Source organism: Falsiruegeria litorea R37, assembly GCF_900172225.1.
GTDB classification, from domain to species: Bacteria; Pseudomonadota; Alphaproteobacteria; order Rhodobacterales; family Rhodobacteraceae; genus Falsiruegeria; species Falsiruegeria litorea.
The window spans coordinates 737,405-753,872 of sequence record NZ_FWFO01000001.1 but is presented as its reverse complement, the minus strand read 5'-3'; the positions used below and the strand labels follow the sequence as shown (position 1 = coordinate 753,872).

8 protein-coding genes are annotated in these 16,468 nt (G+C 60.9%); 2 read left to right on the top strand and 6 right to left on the bottom strand.

Annotation, left to right across the window (positions count from 1 at the left end; all coding sequences use genetic code 11):
- Positions 1-184: 184 nt before the first annotated feature.
- Positions 185-580, top strand: a complete 396-nt coding sequence (locus tag TRL7639_RS03815) for a DUF3307 domain-containing protein (RefSeq protein ID WP_085794451.1) — start codon at positions 185-187, stop codon at positions 578-580.
- A 255-nt stretch (positions 581-835) separates the two neighbouring features.
- Here TRL7639_RS03815 and TRL7639_RS03810 read toward each other — a convergent pair whose 3' ends face one another.
- The 4 genes from TRL7639_RS03810 to TRL7639_RS03795 all read right to left on the bottom strand — a co-directional run bounded on the left by TRL7639_RS03810 (position 836) and on the right by TRL7639_RS03795 (position 10,843).
- Complete coding sequence (locus TRL7639_RS03810) at positions 836-2,548, bottom strand: adenylate/guanylate cyclase domain-containing protein (RefSeq protein ID WP_085794450.1); 1,713 nt, start codon at positions 2,546-2,548, stop codon at positions 836-838.
- A gap of 51 nt (positions 2,549-2,599) precedes the next feature.
- Positions 2,600-7,453, bottom strand: a complete 4,854-nt coding sequence (locus TRL7639_RS03805) for a PKD domain-containing protein (protein WP_085794449.1) — start codon at positions 7,451-7,453, stop codon at positions 2,600-2,602.
- 65 nt (positions 7,454-7,518) lie between these two features.
- Positions 7,519-9,873, bottom strand: coding sequence for a FecR domain-containing protein (locus TRL7639_RS03800; RefSeq protein ID WP_085794448.1), 2,355 nt, complete (start codon positions 9,871-9,873; stop codon positions 7,519-7,521).
- 496 nt (positions 9,874-10,369) lie between these two features.
- Entirely contained in the window at positions 10,370-10,843 is a 474-nt protein-coding gene (locus TRL7639_RS03795; RefSeq protein WP_085794447.1) for an Lrp/AsnC family transcriptional regulator, read from the bottom strand.
- Positions 10,844-10,975: 132 nt separating this feature from the next.
- On the opposite strand from TRL7639_RS03795, the gene TRL7639_RS03790 reads away from it, so the two are divergent.
- The gene (locus tag TRL7639_RS03790) at positions 10,976-14,362 is read left to right on the top strand and encodes an indolepyruvate ferredoxin oxidoreductase family protein (RefSeq protein WP_085794446.1); all 3,387 of its coding nucleotides are present in this window, start codon (positions 10,976-10,978) and stop codon (positions 14,360-14,362) included.
- A gap of 2 nt (positions 14,363-14,364) precedes the next feature.
- Here the strand turns inward: TRL7639_RS03790 and TRL7639_RS03785 are convergent, their stop codons facing one another.
- Together TRL7639_RS03785 and TRL7639_RS03780 are read right to left on the bottom strand one after the other, a co-directional pair.
- Positions 14,365-15,093 (bottom strand): hypothetical protein, encoded by a 729-nt coding sequence (locus TRL7639_RS03785; RefSeq protein WP_085794445.1) that lies wholly within the window; start codon positions 15,091-15,093, stop codon positions 14,365-14,367.
- Between the two features lie 69 nt (positions 15,094-15,162).
- On the bottom strand, positions 15,163-16,467 hold the full coding sequence (locus TRL7639_RS03780) for an NAD(P)/FAD-dependent oxidoreductase (protein WP_085794444.1): 1,305 nt from the start codon (positions 16,465-16,467) through the stop codon (positions 15,163-15,165).
- Between the last annotated feature and the right edge of the window lies 1 nt (position 16,468).

The following is a 16,468-nucleotide window of genomic DNA, read 5'->3' as shown; positions in this document are numbered from 1 at the left end:
TCCTGAATTGCAGCGCGGCCGGACACCTGACGGGCGATACTCGTAATCATTGACCAAACCTACTCTGCGTCACGGTTTGCAGGCAAATGGATTTACGTATGGCTCGATTGGTCCGTCTGTGAACCAGTTCATTTGCAGCCACCCCGATATGCGCTTAAGCTGATTCTCGGCAATTCTTGGGAGGATGGCTTTGCCTGAACTGGTCAGCTCTGTGCTGTTGCTCTTTAGCTTGCTGATGGTCAAGCACATGTTTGCGGATTTCTATTTGCAGACACCTAAAATGCTGTCTGGTCGTTGCCAGTATTGGCATCTGGGGCGTGCGCAACATGCGGGCGTTCATGGGGTGGGCTCGATCCTGGTGTTCCTGATCATGGGTGCGCCTTTGGCATTCATTGCGATTGTGGTCGTGCTTGAATGGGTGGTTCATTTCAACATCGACTTTGGTAAGGCCAGCTATTCCGAGAAGAAAGAGCTCAACCCGACGCAAGGCGCGTTCTGGCGGGCAGTCGGGCTGGATCAATGCCTGCACAATCTGACCTATGTGGCGATGACCTGGGCTTGGGTCACCTACGCTGCCTGACACGAAGTCACTGACGGCTCGGAGTGCTCCCGCCGGTCGTTGATTTTTCTGCGAAAAACCTCCTCCCGTTGGGCCGGGCCGCCGCGCTGCGCGCGGCGGCGGGCGCTTGGTTGCAACCGAAGACAAAAGGATCGAACCTCCCGTCTGAACGGAACCGCGCCGAGCCGGTAGGCGAGGCGCCCGACCCAAGGCCGCTCGCTGAGCTGACGCAGTCAGGTTGGCGCGGGCGCGGGAGCCCCCCGATCTCATGGATCATCAGCTGCGCGTGGCGGAAAAGGCGGACACCGGGTCGGCGTACCCTTTGAGCGGGATTGGCTCCAACATATCGAAATGAACGCCGTTTTGCCCGCGCGCCGCATCCCGGGTGGCCTGATCCACCAGTACCTGATCCGGTTCGGCCTTGGAGCAGAGCCGAGCCGAGAGGTTCACGGTTGATCCCAGCACGGTGAAATCCATGCGATCTCGCGCGCCCATAGCCCCCATGACCACCTCTCCGGACGCCACACCGATGCCCACATGCAGGTTGTGTTCTGGATGTTCTTCCAGCAGCCGCGCCATTGCCTGTGTGATCCCCACGGCACATTCGACCGCGCGGAGCTCCATGCCCTCTCCCTCGAAGACCGCAACCAGAGCGTCGCCAATGAACTTGTCCACGTCGCCGCCATATTCGGTGACGATATCGGCCTGCACATCAAAATACTGGTTCAGCACTTCGATCACCACTTCGGGCGGGACGCGTTCCGAGAACTCGGTATAGCCGCGGATGTCGGTAAAGATGACCGAGATCCGCCGTCGCTCTCCCCCACGTTCCATACCTTCGGCCTCGGCTTTCTGGATGGCCGACATGGTGCCATGCGAGACAAATTTCATCAGTTCCATTCGCTCGCCCAGATGGGCAATCATCTGGTTGATGCGGCGGGCCAGATCACCGATCTCGTCCCGCGCGCGGACATCTTCAACACGGGCTGCAAAATCGCCCTCGCCCACTTTCTCGGCCACTTCGCCGATGGCCAGGATCGGGCGGGTCAATTGGCGCGCAAAAATCAACGCCCCTACGGCAGCAATGGCAAAGCCGATCAAACCCACAACAAGGATCTGCCGTGTGATCGCGTTGACCACGGCATAGGCATTCTCCTCGCTGAGTTCGGTAATCACGGCCCATTGGAACCAATCCGGAAAGGCATAAGCCCCAAGCATCGCCATCCCATTGGGACGCACGTAGGGCTCCAGAGCGTCTGCGCGGGCCCCCGCTACGATCAAGGGCATGGTCGAAGCCACAATCTGACGCTTGATCAAAAGATCGGGTTCATCGCCCAGAACCCGACGCCCCGCTTGATCGACGATGGTAATCTCGCCACGTTGCGCAAAGGGATGTCGGCGTACCATGTCGCCCAACGTCGAGAGTTCGATCTTCGCCGCCATCGTCACCTGACGACCCGCGATCTGCGTGGTGAGCGGCAGGGCGAGCGTGGCCAGCCAGTCGCCGGTTTCGGGAACACGGCTCACAACCGGCAGGCCGAATTGTCCTGTGCCTTCAAAAACCTTGATCAGATCCGGAGACGTTGCGAGGATTTCCACAGGATCCAGTCCTGCGTGGGTCAACTTGTCCGCAAAGGTCGTGTTGGTGACCAAAATGGGCAGGTCTGATCCTTCGACCGACAGTTGAAGCGCTACAACTTGCGGCAGCTCGGCCAAACCCAAGGTCAGCAGCGACACCTTTTGCGGCACACCCAACTCATTGCTGTCCACCCCATTGCGGATCACAACCAGGGGTGTCAGCCAACGTCCTTCGAAGGTGTTGTCAAACGCCGTGCGCAGCTGCGCGGCCACAGTGGTCAGATCCTCGTTGGCCGCACTCTTGAGTTCATCCCGCGACAGCTGTGTCAAATTCTGCCCAACCAGGGCCAGAGGGCCGACGGCAAGCAAAACGGCAAAGACAAAGAACTTGAGGCGCAAAGGGAATCTCATCAGCGCCGATCCTAGTTCACATGGCCTCTAGCGTCTGCAAAATTCCACACCTCATTCGCGCGCAATCGCTGTGATGGTTGCCGTGTCGCGCCCGATCCCGCAGGTCAGTCCGGTGCTGTCCTGCGCCCGCACTGTCACGGTGTAGCTGCCCGGAGTGGCATAGCGGTGGCGGACAACGGCGCCTCTGGCCTCGGTCCCATCGCCAAAGGCCCAAGTGACTTGTGTCCCCTGCCCGTCCGGATCGCGGGCGTTTTCTTCTGCAAATCGCACCACATCATGGGCCGCCCCCACAGGCACAGTCCGGTCCGGGCCTGCATCCACAATCGGAGGTGCATTGACCAGCACGCGCGCGGCATCCGTTCCCACGTCACAGCCCAATGCTCCGCTGTCATCGCGCACCCGTAGGCGCACCATCAGATCGGCGGGGCTGTCAAAGACACGCTCCACGCGCTCCCCCTCCAGGATCACCCCATCGCTGAACTCCCAACTCCAGTCGGTGATCTGCCCATCCAGATCGCCCGAGGCACTGGCATCAAAGCGGACCACATCACCCGGGCAAACGATCCGGTCCGGCCCGGCCAAAGCGGTGGGTTCGGAATTGACGCGCACATAAGCCTCTTCGTTGCGCTGACTGCTGAGCAGCCCCCGCCCGTCATCCATGCGGACACGCACGGGGTATTGACCGGGCGCGGCAAACACGTGATCGACCGAGGCACCGGTGGCCTGCGTGCCATCCCCAAACGTCCATATGACTTGCGTGCCCTCTGCTACGCCAACGCTCCAGGGGGTGTCGACACCCGGACAAACCGCCCCGTCCGCCACCAGGCCCGCCACCGGAGCAGGTGTCACGCGCACAATCTTTTCCACGCGTTGTTCGGAATTTCCGACACCTGCGTCATCCCAGACAGTCAGCACAACGGTCTTGTCCCCCGGCTCGGCAAAGCGATGCGAAGTCAGGACCGTGTCCGCCGCATTCCCATCGCCAAACTCCCAGCGGAAACGGGTGATCGCCCCATCCGGATCGCTGGAGCCGCCGCCATCAAAACGCACGGCCTGGCCCACGGCGACCTCGGCCACCACGTCGATCACAGGCTCTGGCGGGGCGTTGACGATGACCTTGCGTACGACCTCGAGATCGGTGCAGCCTGCGGTGCCGCCGGTCAGATTGCTGCGCAGGGTCACCAGATATTCACCCGGCTCGGCAAAGGTATGGACCAATTCGCCACCTTGCATCGTGGTGCCGTCCGAAACCTCCCACGAGAACCCTTGCGCCTGTGCGCCACCCAATTGCCCCAGCTCGGCCCGGAACGTGGCAGGCAGACCTGCGGCGGCGCGATCGGGCCCCGCGATCTCAAGCGTTGGGGCCGCGACCACGATGATATTGGCCACGTCGCTATCAAGCGGGCTGCACGCGCCGCGCGCCTCACCGGTAATGGTCAGTGTCACTGCATAGGTGCCGGGACGTTTGAAGATGTGGACCGGGTTTTCACCACTGCCGGTGTTGCCATCCCCAAAAGTCCACGAGAACGCATTCACCGCGCCATCGGCATCGGTCGAGCCTGAGCCGTCAAAGCGCACCTGCTGGTTCGAGCACACCGTCCGATCCCCCCCCGCATCAGCAATTGGCCCTTCACGTACGAGGGCAGCGATCCGATCTATGTCGGTGCCATATTGCGTGCCTGTCTCGTTGCGCACCGTGAGTGTCACCGGGTAGACGCCTGGCAGCTCAAAGGTCTTGGTCGGGTTGATCAGGTCCGAGCCGCTGCCGTCGCCAAAGTCCCACTCATACAAGAGCAACCCACCATCGGGGTCGGCGCTGTCCGAGGCATCGAACAGGATCGGCTCGCCCGAACACACATCACGATTACCGCCCGCATCCGCCATAGGCCGCGCCCGGATGGTGACGCGGGTGGCATCAATGGCGCGCGCGTTCGACAGGCCGGTGCCATCGTCCACTCGCAAGGTCACCGGAAACACGCCCGAGCGCGGATAGACATGGGTCACCTGCTCGCCATAGGCCGCAGTCGAGCCATCGCCAAAGTCCCATACATACATCAGCGCATCGCCATCTGCGTCCTTGGATTGGGAAGCATCAAAGGCGACATAAAGCTTGTCGGTGTCGATATCCGGCCCCGCTTCAGCTACGGGCGGGTGGTTCACGCGGATTGTCATGTCGTCGCTGGCGGTGCTGTTCAGAACACCGCTGTCATCGGTCACCACCAGCTGCGCCGACCAGACACCCGCGGTCGGATAGTGACGCTCGACCGTGCGCGCCTCGAGCGGGTCGCCCAGATCGTCGAATTCCCACCGATAGCTGGTCACGCGCCCGTCGCTGTCAAAGCTTTGGCCCGCATCGAATTGCAAGCTGTCCCCGGGCGCGATCAGACGGTCGGCACCGGCTACGGCAACGGGCGGAGCGTTGACGGTGATGAACACCTCGGCTTCGTCCTCGGCCGCGCCACCCTGGAAATTGTCGCGCACTACCAACCCGATCCGATAAAGGCCCGGCTCGTTGATCGTATGCGCCGCGCGCAGCCCGCTGACGGTTTGCCCGTCCGGGAACGTCCACAAGTATTCGGACACTTCGCCATCGGGGTCCACTGAGGCCCGGCCCGAAACCACGAACTCTTCGCCTGGTGCCACCACCTGCGGCGGGCCTGCGTCCGCGATGGGTGTGGCGTTGATGGTCACCCGCATGGTGTCTCGGTCGGTGTTGAGCGGCGCGCCACTGTCGTCGCGCACGGTCAGCGCCACCTCGTATGTGCCGGGGCGCAGGTAGGCGTGTTTGACATTCTGGCCAGACGCTGTGCCGCCGTCGCCGAACTCCCACAGCCATTCCGTCACCGCGCCATCCGGATCGACAGAGCCGCCGCCGGAAAACGTGACCTCACTGGCGGTGACGAACTGATCGGCGCCCGCATCCGCAACTGGGGCGGCATCAACACGCACAATGCGCGTAACCGACTGCAGGGCCGAAGCCGTGCCGCTGTCATCCTCGACGGTCAAGGTGACGGTGTATTCCCCGGCACGGGTCCAAGCGTAGTCGACTATCGGCCCTTCGCCCATGGCGCCATCGCCGAAGTCCCAGATGTAGGATAGGATCTGCCCGTCCGTGTCCAAAGAGGCAGTGCCGTCGAGCATCGCCAGTTCCGAGACGGAAACCGGTCGGTCTGGGATGATAAAGCTTGGCTCAGGCGGCGCGTTGACCGTTATCCGCATCCCGTCTGTGGCCAGGTTGTTGGCAACGCCACTGTCGTCGATGACGGTCAGCAGCACCTGATAGGATCCGCTCTCGGCATATTGGTGGGTGACGGTCTCTCCCTCCAATACGGTGCCATCGCCCATCGACCAGCGGTAGGTGTTGATCAACCCGTCCACGTCATAGCTTGCCCCCGCAGAAACAATGATCGTCTGGCCGATGATCGCGCTCTGATCTGTTCCGGCCTCGGCCACCGGGGCAAAGTTGACCGTGACCCGCCGTGTCGCAAGACCCACGTTACAGGGATGCTCTGCGTCGTCCTTGACTCGCAGCACCGCGCGGTATTGGCCAGGAGTTTTGTAGACGTAAGAGGTTTTGGCTCCTTGGGCGCGGCCACCGTCGCCGAAACTCCACCCATAGCTGGTGATCGGGCCGTCCGAGGGCTGCGAGTTCGATCCATCAAACGCCACCACCTGCCCAGGCGCGACAACGATGTCGCTGCCGGGAACAGCAACGGGTGCGTTGCGGATATGTACGGGCACCGAAACCTCATCCCCACGACCGGGGCGCGTGCCGGGGTCAAGCACGCGCAAACGCGCGGTGTAGCGACCCGGGGCAGCGTAGCGATGCGCCACCACCGGTTCGCTCGAGCGGTTGCCGTCCCCGAAGTCCCAATCAAACCCCAAAGGTGTCAAGCCGATAGACCCGTTGCCATCAAAAGCGACGGAGCGACAATCGGCCAAGGGACGCCCGGTGCCGATGGCCGTTGGCCGGGCCGGTTCAGGCGCGTGTTTGGGCGGCATGTCCAGCGGCACTGGATCGCCCGCCGCATCGAAGACGGCCAGCGTCACGTCATTGGGGGTCTCGAACCCGCCCAGAAGGCTGATCGCCAGATTGGTCTCTTCGGTGTCGACAGAGTCCGAGGTCCAGAAGTTCTGCCCCGAGATCCGCAAACCCAGATCCCCGTAGTCCGTCACCAGCGCCAATTCACCATTGGCGCCATCAAAGCTTTGGACCTGAAACGGACCATCGGTGGTGCGGGTGAACCAAACCTGCGTTGCGGTGCTCCCCGCCGACCAGCGCACGGTGGGGCGATAGGCAAACATCTCAAGCCCCTCGGGCGGGCGAGCGCGATCACGCGACAGGCTGACACCCAAGGTGTACCCATTGCCGTCATTGCCCTTGCTGCCTTGAACATCGATGCGGAAATAAGCGCGGCCCTCCACAACCTCGCCCTGGCGGGCGCGCAAGGCGGTCAGATTAACCCAGCGACCATCCGTGTCCCGGTCCGATGTCCAGGCCTTTTCCTTGATCAGTTTGCCGGGCTGCGTAACGGGATCATAGGGGATCAATCGCGGCTCGCGCGCGCCGTCCTCGACCGGCTCCGGTCGGTCAGCATCCGTGAAGGCCCCATCGCCACCAAAGACCCGAAACGTGGTTTCAGAGTCGCCTGGCCCTCCATAGGTAAAATCATTGTCTCCTGCGATTTCAGGGTCGAAAATGCGCACGTAAACGCGGTCTTTCAAATCGGCGGGAATACTAAAAAACACCTGTTCGCGGCGGTCCACGTCACCTTCGCGCGCGGGGGCAAGCGGACCGTAGACCACCAGCAGGCCATCGGACACAGGGGCCGGTTGCGCCACAAGCTGTACGGACGACAAAACCATAGCCAGCGCGGCAGCTGCGCAGCCTTTCATCCACCACATGTTCCGTTCCCCTTCCCCGTTCCATCTGGTCCGGACCGACGCCCCCACGCCCGTCCGACCTTGGGTTATTCGAAGGCGGTGTTCCCCGCGTAATCTTCGATAATCAGTTCAACCAACTCCAACTCGCCCGCCTCGGGCGGCAACACCGCCCGACACAATCCGCTGACACTGTCGCAGCGCAAAAATCCCTCGACCTCGATCCCATCAACGCTGATGACAAATGGTGCTGCCTGACGCAGGCCAGATGCATCGCGGGCCTGCACGTCAATCTCGATCGGGCCGGTGTCGCCTTGTGGGCGCCCCAGCTCGACACTCAGCACCTCGGGCGGGTCGATGTCCAAAAGCGTGCTCAGGCGTGTGACGCTGACATTCCCAACTGCGTCCACCGCCACCAGTTCAAATTCGTTCGCGCCCGGCGACAATGTCACGGCCAGGTCAAATCGTCCTTCAAGCAACGGCAGGTCCGTCCCATTGAGCGTCAAACGAACAGCATCGTCGGCTGTTCCAGTCACTGAAAGCACATCGTCCGAGGTTGCGCGCGGCGGCGGCAGATCCAGCTTGATCTCGGGCGCGACCTGATCGCGCAATGCTGCAAAGCTCAGAGCCCCTTCGCTCGAGCCCCCAGGTGCCAGAATCTGGATGGAGAACTCTCGCGGAGCCTCAACCACCGGCACTGTAAAGCCAATGGCCCCGGCTACGCCAACCTGTGTCTGAACCACAACGCTCCCCGACGCATCCCTGACCAGAACAGCCGCACCCGGTTCCGCCGTCGTGCTGGCTGACACCGACAGTTGATCCGTCCGCGAGGCCAGCACATCCCCCACCCGTGCCATTTGATCCGACAGCGCAATCTCGACCTCGGCGGAGGGGCGATAGATGACCGACTGGCTACGTCGACTGACGTTGCCTGCAAGGTCAATCGCCACCACTTCGATCACGTTCTCGCCGGGCGCCAGGGCCACGTCGGTAACAAAACTGCCGTCCCCATCCACCTTGAGCGGTTTACCATCCAGCGTCAGCGTCGCCTCAAGCTCGGTCGCGCCAAGAACCTCGATCTGCGGCTCGGTCGCGATGGTGCCCGTGGCAGGGGACATCAACGTCAGAAAAGGCGGGGTGTTGTCGACACGCAGCGTGAAATCACGCGGCGTGCTCCATTCCCCCGGCAGCCCCAACTTGTCGAGCGCGGCAACCCGCCAATGATAGCGCGCAGGCGCAAGCCCTGAGGCCGCAAAAGCCGTGTCGCGAATGCCCCACTCCGAAATCTGCATCTGATTGAAGCCCGGATCGCTTGCGACCTCGAGCCAATAGGCCTCGGCCCCGGAGAAGACCTCCCAGCTCAGGTCCGCAGTCTCGGAATACAGGATCTGACCAACATCAGGCAGGTTCAGCAACGGGCTGGCCAGCACCTCGGCCCGTTGCGCGCCGGTTCCGGCAATCACCACGCCCTCGTTCTCGCCCAGCTCAAAAGTTTGACCGTCCCGCTCGATTTCCAACCCCGGTTTGTCGTAGTTCACAAAGCGCGCGCCGCTTTGGTCGTTCTTGATCCAGAAATCGGCCGAGTTCGTCGTGGTTTCGATCCCCGGAACGTCGATCTCAAAAGTGGTCTTGTCTGACAACTGATTAAGCAGCGCGTAAAAGTCGCCCTCAGCCAGGGATACCTTGGTCACCTCTCCACCCGTCAGCGGGTCCGATCGCATCCGTTGGATCGTAGCGTTTGAGTTGGGGTTCAAGCGCAAGCGGCTGAGATCGCGGAACGTGACCTGGGTGGTGCTGGCAGACAGGGTTCGAATGCGTTCGAACTCGACCAGAATGTCATTGCGCGCCCGATCCGACCAACTGGGTTCGACCGGCGCGCGCCCTTCGACACTGCCCTGAACATCGGACACCACGGCCTCGGCCGAGCGGTCCCGTTGCGCGATGGAAATGTCCAGCGCATCGCGGGCAAAATCGCGGGCGACGCCGGCATAGTTAACAACCTCGCGCCATTCGCCCACTTCGCGGCGCGTCACCGCTTCGTCACGGCTTTGGATGGCCTGTCCGATTTCGTCAGGGGCAAAAATGCGGGCGCCTTCTGCATTTGCGTTCTGGATCGCCTGCAACGACGACAACAAAGCCGCGTCCGCTGCTGCCACCTGCCGAACCGGCAACCGCAATTCTGTGCCAGGCACCAGATCCGCGGACGAAACGATGTTGTTGAGCTTCAGGACGGCGGGCCACAGATCGGGGTCGCGCAGGTATTCCCCCACAACGCCGCGCAGGGTGTCACCCTCTTTGAATTCCACGATCTCAAGCGGAGCATCCAATGGATCTGTTTCCGAAAGCGCCTTGCCTGTCCCAAGCCCGACACCTGCCAACATCACCAAAATCGTTGCGCATGACGCGCGTGCACTTCGCACCGCTGTTGTCTGTATCAACTTCATTGTGCTTGCTCCCACAGCCAGCCAAACCGAAGTCTTTGAATAAAAATCTACAATATTCTTCCGAAGACCATTGCCCGAGACAAGAAAATAAGGGGTTTCGGGCGTTAACCACGGTTTGATTGTCGCCGCAGAGACCGCAAAACGTCAAGGGAATTGAGATTGTCGCCAATTTTGACGCCAAGTTTGCGATCTTGGTTCATGCTGCTCATTGCAAGGTGCAGGCCAGATGGCTAGCCTTTCTCCAGTTCTTGTTTCCAAGAGGGGGTTGCTTTGCTCATTAGATTTTCAGCTATCGTCGCGGTCTTGACCGTTTCCGCCTGCTCAACTCAAACCAGTACTTTGCCCAGGGTTCAAACCGGTACGGTAAGCACAGCTGCCACCCAAGCAGCACAAAGCGCATGTTCAGGTGCAACATTCCTGACCGAAGTTCCAACCGAACCGTCCAAAGTCTGGTTCGAGTGCTGATCCCAAGTCTGGCTTGATTCAAGGGACACGATCATGGAGCCGCGACAGGACCATGGTCTTTGACAGTGCGCAAAACGACATTGGTCTGCGCACTGGCAACGGCTGGAAGACGAAACAGAAAGTCTTCGAGAAAGCGGTTGTAATGCTCTAGGTCGGCACATAGCACACGCAGGTGATAGTCGGACTGCCCCGTGGTGGCAAAACACTCTTGCACCTCTGACGCGCGTTCGACCGCGCGGATAAAATCTACGATCTTTTCGGGGTCGTGACGTGTGAGTTGGACATGCACGATGGCCTGAAAGCCCAGCCCCATCGCCTTGGGGTTCACGACAATCCCATAGCGCTCGATCACGCCTGCATCTTCGAGCGCTCGCACCCGACGCCAGAGCGCCGAAGTCGACATACCCACTGCCTCGGCCAGATCGGCATTTGAAATCCGATTGTCCTGTTCCAGCAATCGCAGAATGTGCCGATCGCGTTCGTCGAATTGAGTGATCTGGTTCATTCATCCAAACTATCCCAGAATATTGGCAAATTGAACCAGTTTTTCGTCAATAATCGCGCAATCTGGAACCTCATTCCAATGGAATCAAGGCAAACTGTTCAAACTCCTGCCAACAAACACGGTTTGCCAGCCATGACCCAACACACGCCCGACCTGCGCCCTTATCAACTCAGCGATCGCTACACCAACACCACTGGACGGGTGTTTCTGACCGGAACGCAGGCTCTGGCACGGATCATGATGGATCAGGCGCGGCGCGACCGCGAGGCGGGGTTGAACACCGCGGGTTTCGTGTCGGGCTATCGCGGGTCGCCGTTGGGCGCGCTGGATCTGGAATTGTGGCGCGCGCGGGATCGGCTGACCGAGTACAAGATCAAATTCATGCCCGCCGTGAACGAGGACCTGGGCGCCACGGCGGTTCTGGGCGCGCAGCAGGCCACGCTGGACCCACATTGTGAGGTCGAGGGCGTGTTTTCCATGTGGTACGGCAAGGGCCCAGGTGTGGATCGTTCAGGTGACGCGCTGAAACATGGCAACGCCTACGGCTCGGCCCCCAAGGGTGGCGTTTTAGTGGTGGCGGGCGATGACCACGGCTGCGTCTCCAGCTCGATGCCGCATCAATCGGATGTGGCCTTCATGACCTGGTTCATGCCGACGCTGAACCCGGCGTCGATTGATGAGTATCTTGAATACGGCGAATACGGGCTGGCATTGTCTCGGTTTTCCGGAACATGGGTGGGGTTCAAGGCAATCAGCGAGACGGTGGAAAGCGCGCGTTCGGTCGAGTTGCACCCTGATCGAACATTTGAACTGCCCCAGATCGACCTACCAGCGGGCGGGTTGCATGTGCGATCTGCTGACCTGCCCTCGCCCGAGATTGAAACCCGCATTCAACACAAACTGCGCGCCGTTCGGGCCTTTGCCGAAGCCAACCCGATCGACCACCGCGTCTATGACATCGAGAACGCCAAGTTCGGCTTTGTCACCACAGGCAAGGGCCATCTGGACCTGATGGAGGCGCTGCGCCTGCTGGGGCTGGATGAGCGCAAATGCCGCGAATTGGGCATCGACATCTACAAGGTCGGCATGGTCTGGCCGCTCGCCCGCCGCAACGCCCTGCGCTTTGTGAAAGGCAAAGCCGAGGTGCTGGTGGTCGAGGAAAAGCGCGGCATCATCGAAAGCCAGTTCAAAGAGTATTTCTATGACTGGCCGGGTGACAAACCGCACAAGATGGTCGGCAAATACGACAGCCACGGCGAGCCGCTGATCCCCTGGACCGGAGAGCTGAGCCCACTGATGCTGGCCCCCATCGTCGCCGCGCGGCTGGACGCGTTTTTCCCAGAAGAGGGGCTGCCAGGCAAGGCCAAGGCACTGACTGACACGCCCCCGCAGTTGATCAACGTGCCCGGTGCCACCCGCACGCCGTATTTCTGCTCGGGCTGCCCGCACAACAGCTCGACCAAAGTGCCCGAGGGTTCCACCGCAGCCAGTGGTATCGGGTGTCACGTCATGGCCTCGTGGATGGACCGCCAAACCGTGGGGTATGCCCAGATGGGCGGTGAAGGGGTGCCGCATGTCGTTGCGTCGAAGTTCAACGGCGGCAAGCATATTTTCCAGAACCTCGGCGAAGGCACCTGGTATCACTCGGGCTCGCTGGCAATCCGTCAGGCCGTCGCCGCCAAAACCAACATCACCTACAAGATCCTCTACAACGACGCCGTGGCGATGACTGGCGGCCAGCCAGTAGATGGCCCTGTGAGCGTACATGGCATCGCCCAGACCTGCCGCGCCGAAGGGGTCGAACGGATCGCGCTGGTGTCGGACAACATCGACAAGTTCTCACGCGCTGATTTCCCGGCCAACACCTCATTCCATGACCGAAAGGAAATGGATCAGGTGCAGCGCGAGTTGCGCGATATTCCCGGCGTCACTGTCCTGATCTACGAACAGACCTGCGCCACCGAGAAACGCCGCCGCCGTAAACGCGGCACCATGGATGACCCCAAGCGGTTCGCCTGGATCAACGATCTGGTCTGCGAAGGCTGCGGCGATTGCTCGGTCGCATCGAACTGCCTGAGCGTCGAGCCGCGCGAAACGCCACTGGGTCGCAAGCGCAAGATCAACCTGAGCTCGTGCAATAAGGACTTTTCCTGCCTGGACGGCTTCTGTCCCAGCTTTGTCACCGTCGAAGGCGCCACCCGGCGCAAACGCGCCGTGACGCTGGATCTGGAATCTGTCGAGGCCGGGTTGCCCACCCCTGAGCTTCCACCACTCGACGTTCCCTTTGACCTTTTGGTCACGGGGGTGGGCGGCACCGGCGTTGTGACCGTTGGCGCGCTGATCACGATGGCCGCGCATCTTGAGGGCAAAGGCAGCTCAGTGCTTGATTTCACCGGCTTTGCCCAGAAATTCGGCACCGTGCTCAGCTACATCCGCCTGGGCGAGGCGCCCGACGCATTGAACCAGGTTCGGATCGACCAAGGCACGGCGGACGCGGTGATTGGCTGCGATGTGGTGGTCAGCTCTGCCCCCAAGGCATCGGCGCATTACCGGTCGGGCACGCGAATGGTTTTGAACCGGGCCGAGATGCCAACCGGAGATCTGGTTCTGCGCCGCGATGCACAGTTGAACGTCGACACCCGCGAAGTCGAGATTTCGCGTGTTGTCGGAGCAGACAATGTGGCCGGGTTCGATGCCAACGCGCTGGCCGAGCAGGTGCTGGGGGATGCGGTCTTTGCCAACGTGATGATGCTGGGCTTTGCCTGGCAAAAAGGGCTGGTCCCGGTTGACCAGATGTCCCTGTCACAAGCGATCCTCCTGAACGGTGTGGCCGTTGAAAAGAACAAGCTGGCCTTTGCCGTGGGGCGTGCGATGGCGGCTGATCCTGCGCGCCTGAACGACATGATTTCACCCAAGGAACAGCCAGAAACGCTGGACCAGATGATTGCGCGCCGCGCCGCCTTCCTGACCGACTATCAGAACGCGGACTACGCGAAACGCTACACCGACCGGATTGAGAAGCTCCGCGCCCGAACATCCGATGACCTGACCAAGATCGCCGCGCGCAACCTGTTCAAGCTGATGGCTTACAAGGATGAGTTCGAGGTCGCGCGCCTGATGACGGGGCAAGCCTTTGCTGACGAACTGGCCGAGACTTTCGAAGGCGATTTCAAGGTCAAATATCACATGGCCCCGCCGATCCTGAACCTTGGTAAGGACGGTCGCGGTCGCCCCGCAAAGCGCGCCTTTGGGCCATGGATGCAGTCGGTTCTGGGTCTGCTGGCCAAGGGTAAGGGTATTCGGAATTCGCCCCTGAACCCATTCGGCTATCATTCCGAGGCCAAAATGCATCGCGAAACGCTGGCGTGGTACGAGGGGTTGTTGGATCAGGCCACGGACACCGAGGCTTGGCAGGCGATCCTGTCGGTAGCAGATGACATTCGCGGATACGGGCCAGTGCGTGAACAGGCTGTCAAAGACGCCAAAGCCAAGTTCACAGACCTAAAGAGCGCTCTTTAAAGTCAGGCAGCCTTAACATCATCCGGCTGTGTGTCGCCAAGCCACAGCCGGTCGATCCGGTCCAGTTCCGCCACATCAAAGCGGGCTTGATCCTTCCAATACCGGCCCGAGGGGACATAGTAGCCCAGCGCCCTCTCTTGCGCCTCTACATGCGCCAGACCCGAAACGTCCATCAATGGAACGTCGCCCATTTGGTCAACGCTTGAAGACGGGCACACAAGTCGGCTTTCACCATCAGACAGACGGACCATCCGGCACCCTTGTCGTGCTGCGTATTGCATCAACCGCGATGATTTTGCTTCCAGCGATCTGAGCGTGATGTCCTGACGCAAAGGGTCCGCCTGCCCCGTGCCGTAGAAATGCGTATTGCCCCGCGCCGGATAGACCATGTCGCATCCGAAATAGGCGATCACATCAGGCTGCAACGCGTGCAGCGCCCAATACCCCGCCGTGAACGCCATGGTGCCGCCTGCATAGACAAAGCCACCGTAAGCGTTTTGCGCGGGGACATAGTTCTGCGCAGTTATGATTTGCTGCGTGGGCAGCAGTTGCTGGGGCTGGTTCTCGACCGGAAAATCCTCGGGATGGATCAAGAAATCCCAATCCGGGCGCACCCGCCAGGCATTGTTGATGGCCAGGATGTGGGTAAAGGGCCCGCGTGACCAATCCGCCGCGTCCTGCACGCAAGGTGCAGAGCCCAGAATCAGAACTTTTGGTCCCGTCTGTGTCATGATCGGATCGGCCTCCTGCTCGGCATCTCAATGCGCCAAACTAGGCCGATCCGATTGGCCGTCCAGATGTCAGCCCAAAACCGAGAAGCTGCTTTCCTCGTTGATCGGGCGTTTACGCGAGTAGAAACCGACGTCGATCATGTGCCCGGTATAGGGCAGCTGGAACTGCAACGGCGCGGCGTCATGATCACCGCCGCCTTCGCAATAGTCGACCAGGGCCGCCATCATCTTGCCCGCAATCGGGGCATTCTTGTATTGGTTCCCGCTGGTGCCGCAGGCCATGTAGAACCCCGGCAGGCTGGATTTGTCATAGATCGGAATCCAGTCGGTGGATGCATCATACAAGTCCACCACCCCGCGCGTTTTCGACGGGATACCAAGGCTCGGCACGCGCTGTGCATAGCGCATGGCCTGCGTGGTCCATTGGTCGGTGAATTCGCGGTTGTAGTCCTTGTCATCCTGGCACCACTGGTGCGGATCGCATTCTGGGTCTTCCGAACCGATCAAGATATGGTTGCCATGCTCTGGCCGGACATACAGCGAGATATCGCTGTCCGAGACGATGGTGCCCTGCTCTTCGAAATTGAACCCTTCAGGGCTAGGCACATGCACCACCTCCTGCCGCAAGGGTCGGGTTTCGATGGTCATGTCATCCAGAACACCAGCCATGGCGTTCACAATGGCCGAACCGGGCCCCGCCACGTTGATCACCACGGGGGCGTGGATTTCTTCTCCATCCGCCAGTTTCACACCGCTGACACGACCATCCGATTGCAGGATCTCGACCACTTCGGCGCCGGTGCGCACTTCGGCCCCATGCTCACGGGCCGCTTCCATCAGGTTCTGGGCGCTCAGGGCAGGATCGGTGACATAACCCGCTTGTGGCCAAAACACCGCACCCCCCATCTTGCGTCCGTTGGGATGGCCAAATTCCGGATCATCCATTCGCTTGGCCGGGGCAAAACTGTCGAGCGTATAGACGGGCAGTTTGTCGGTGATCTGCTCGGGCGACCATTCCTCGAACGGGCAGTCGAGCTCGGCGCTGTATTTCATGTGCTTCTCAAGCTGACCGTTGGCCTCGGTTTTCATGACCAGGCACCCGGTCTGCTTGAACTGCGCCAGGTTCGCCCCTTCATGCAGGCCCAGATAGTCGGCCCAATCGCGCCAATAGTGATAGCCCTCCCAGGCAAAGGCGGTGCCGTCGAATGTCGAGTAATGCATCCGGATGATCGCGCAGGAACCGGCGGTGGAGCCGTGGCCCACCTGCGCGTTGCGATCCAAGGACAGGGTCTTGTGGCCCGCCTTGGCCATCTCGAAAGCAATGGCCGCGCCGATGACGCCGGTGCCGATGATGATTGCGTCTGGATTGCTCATG

Bases quoted from the DNA above. Each gene is read 5' to 3' on its own strand.
- TRL7639_RS03815 (WP_085794451.1), top strand. From the start codon at position 185: ATGGCTTTGCCTGAACTGGTCAGCTCTGTGCTGTTGCTCTTTAGCTTG.
- TRL7639_RS03810 (WP_085794450.1), bottom strand. From the start codon at position 2,548: ATGAGATTCCCTTTGCGCCTCAAGTTCTTTGTCTTTGCCGTTTTGCTT.
- TRL7639_RS03805 (WP_085794449.1), bottom strand. From the start codon at position 7,453: ATGTGGTGGATGAAAGGCTGCGCAGCTGCCGCGCTGGCTATGGTTTTG.
- TRL7639_RS03800 (WP_085794448.1), bottom strand. From the start codon at position 9,873: ATGAAGTTGATACAGACAACAGCGGTGCGAAGTGCACGCGCGTCATGC.
- TRL7639_RS03795 (WP_085794447.1), bottom strand. From the start codon at position 10,843: ATGAACCAGATCACTCAATTCGACGAACGCGATCGGCACATTCTGCGA.
- TRL7639_RS03790 (WP_085794446.1), top strand. From the start codon at position 10,976: ATGACCCAACACACGCCCGACCTGCGCCCTTATCAACTCAGCGATCGC.
- TRL7639_RS03785 (WP_085794445.1), bottom strand. From the start codon at position 15,093: ATGACACAGACGGGACCAAAAGTTCTGATTCTGGGCTCTGCACCTTGC.
- TRL7639_RS03780 (WP_085794444.1), bottom strand. From the start codon at position 16,467: ATGAGCAATCCAGACGCAATCATCATCGGCACCGGCGTCATCGGCGCG.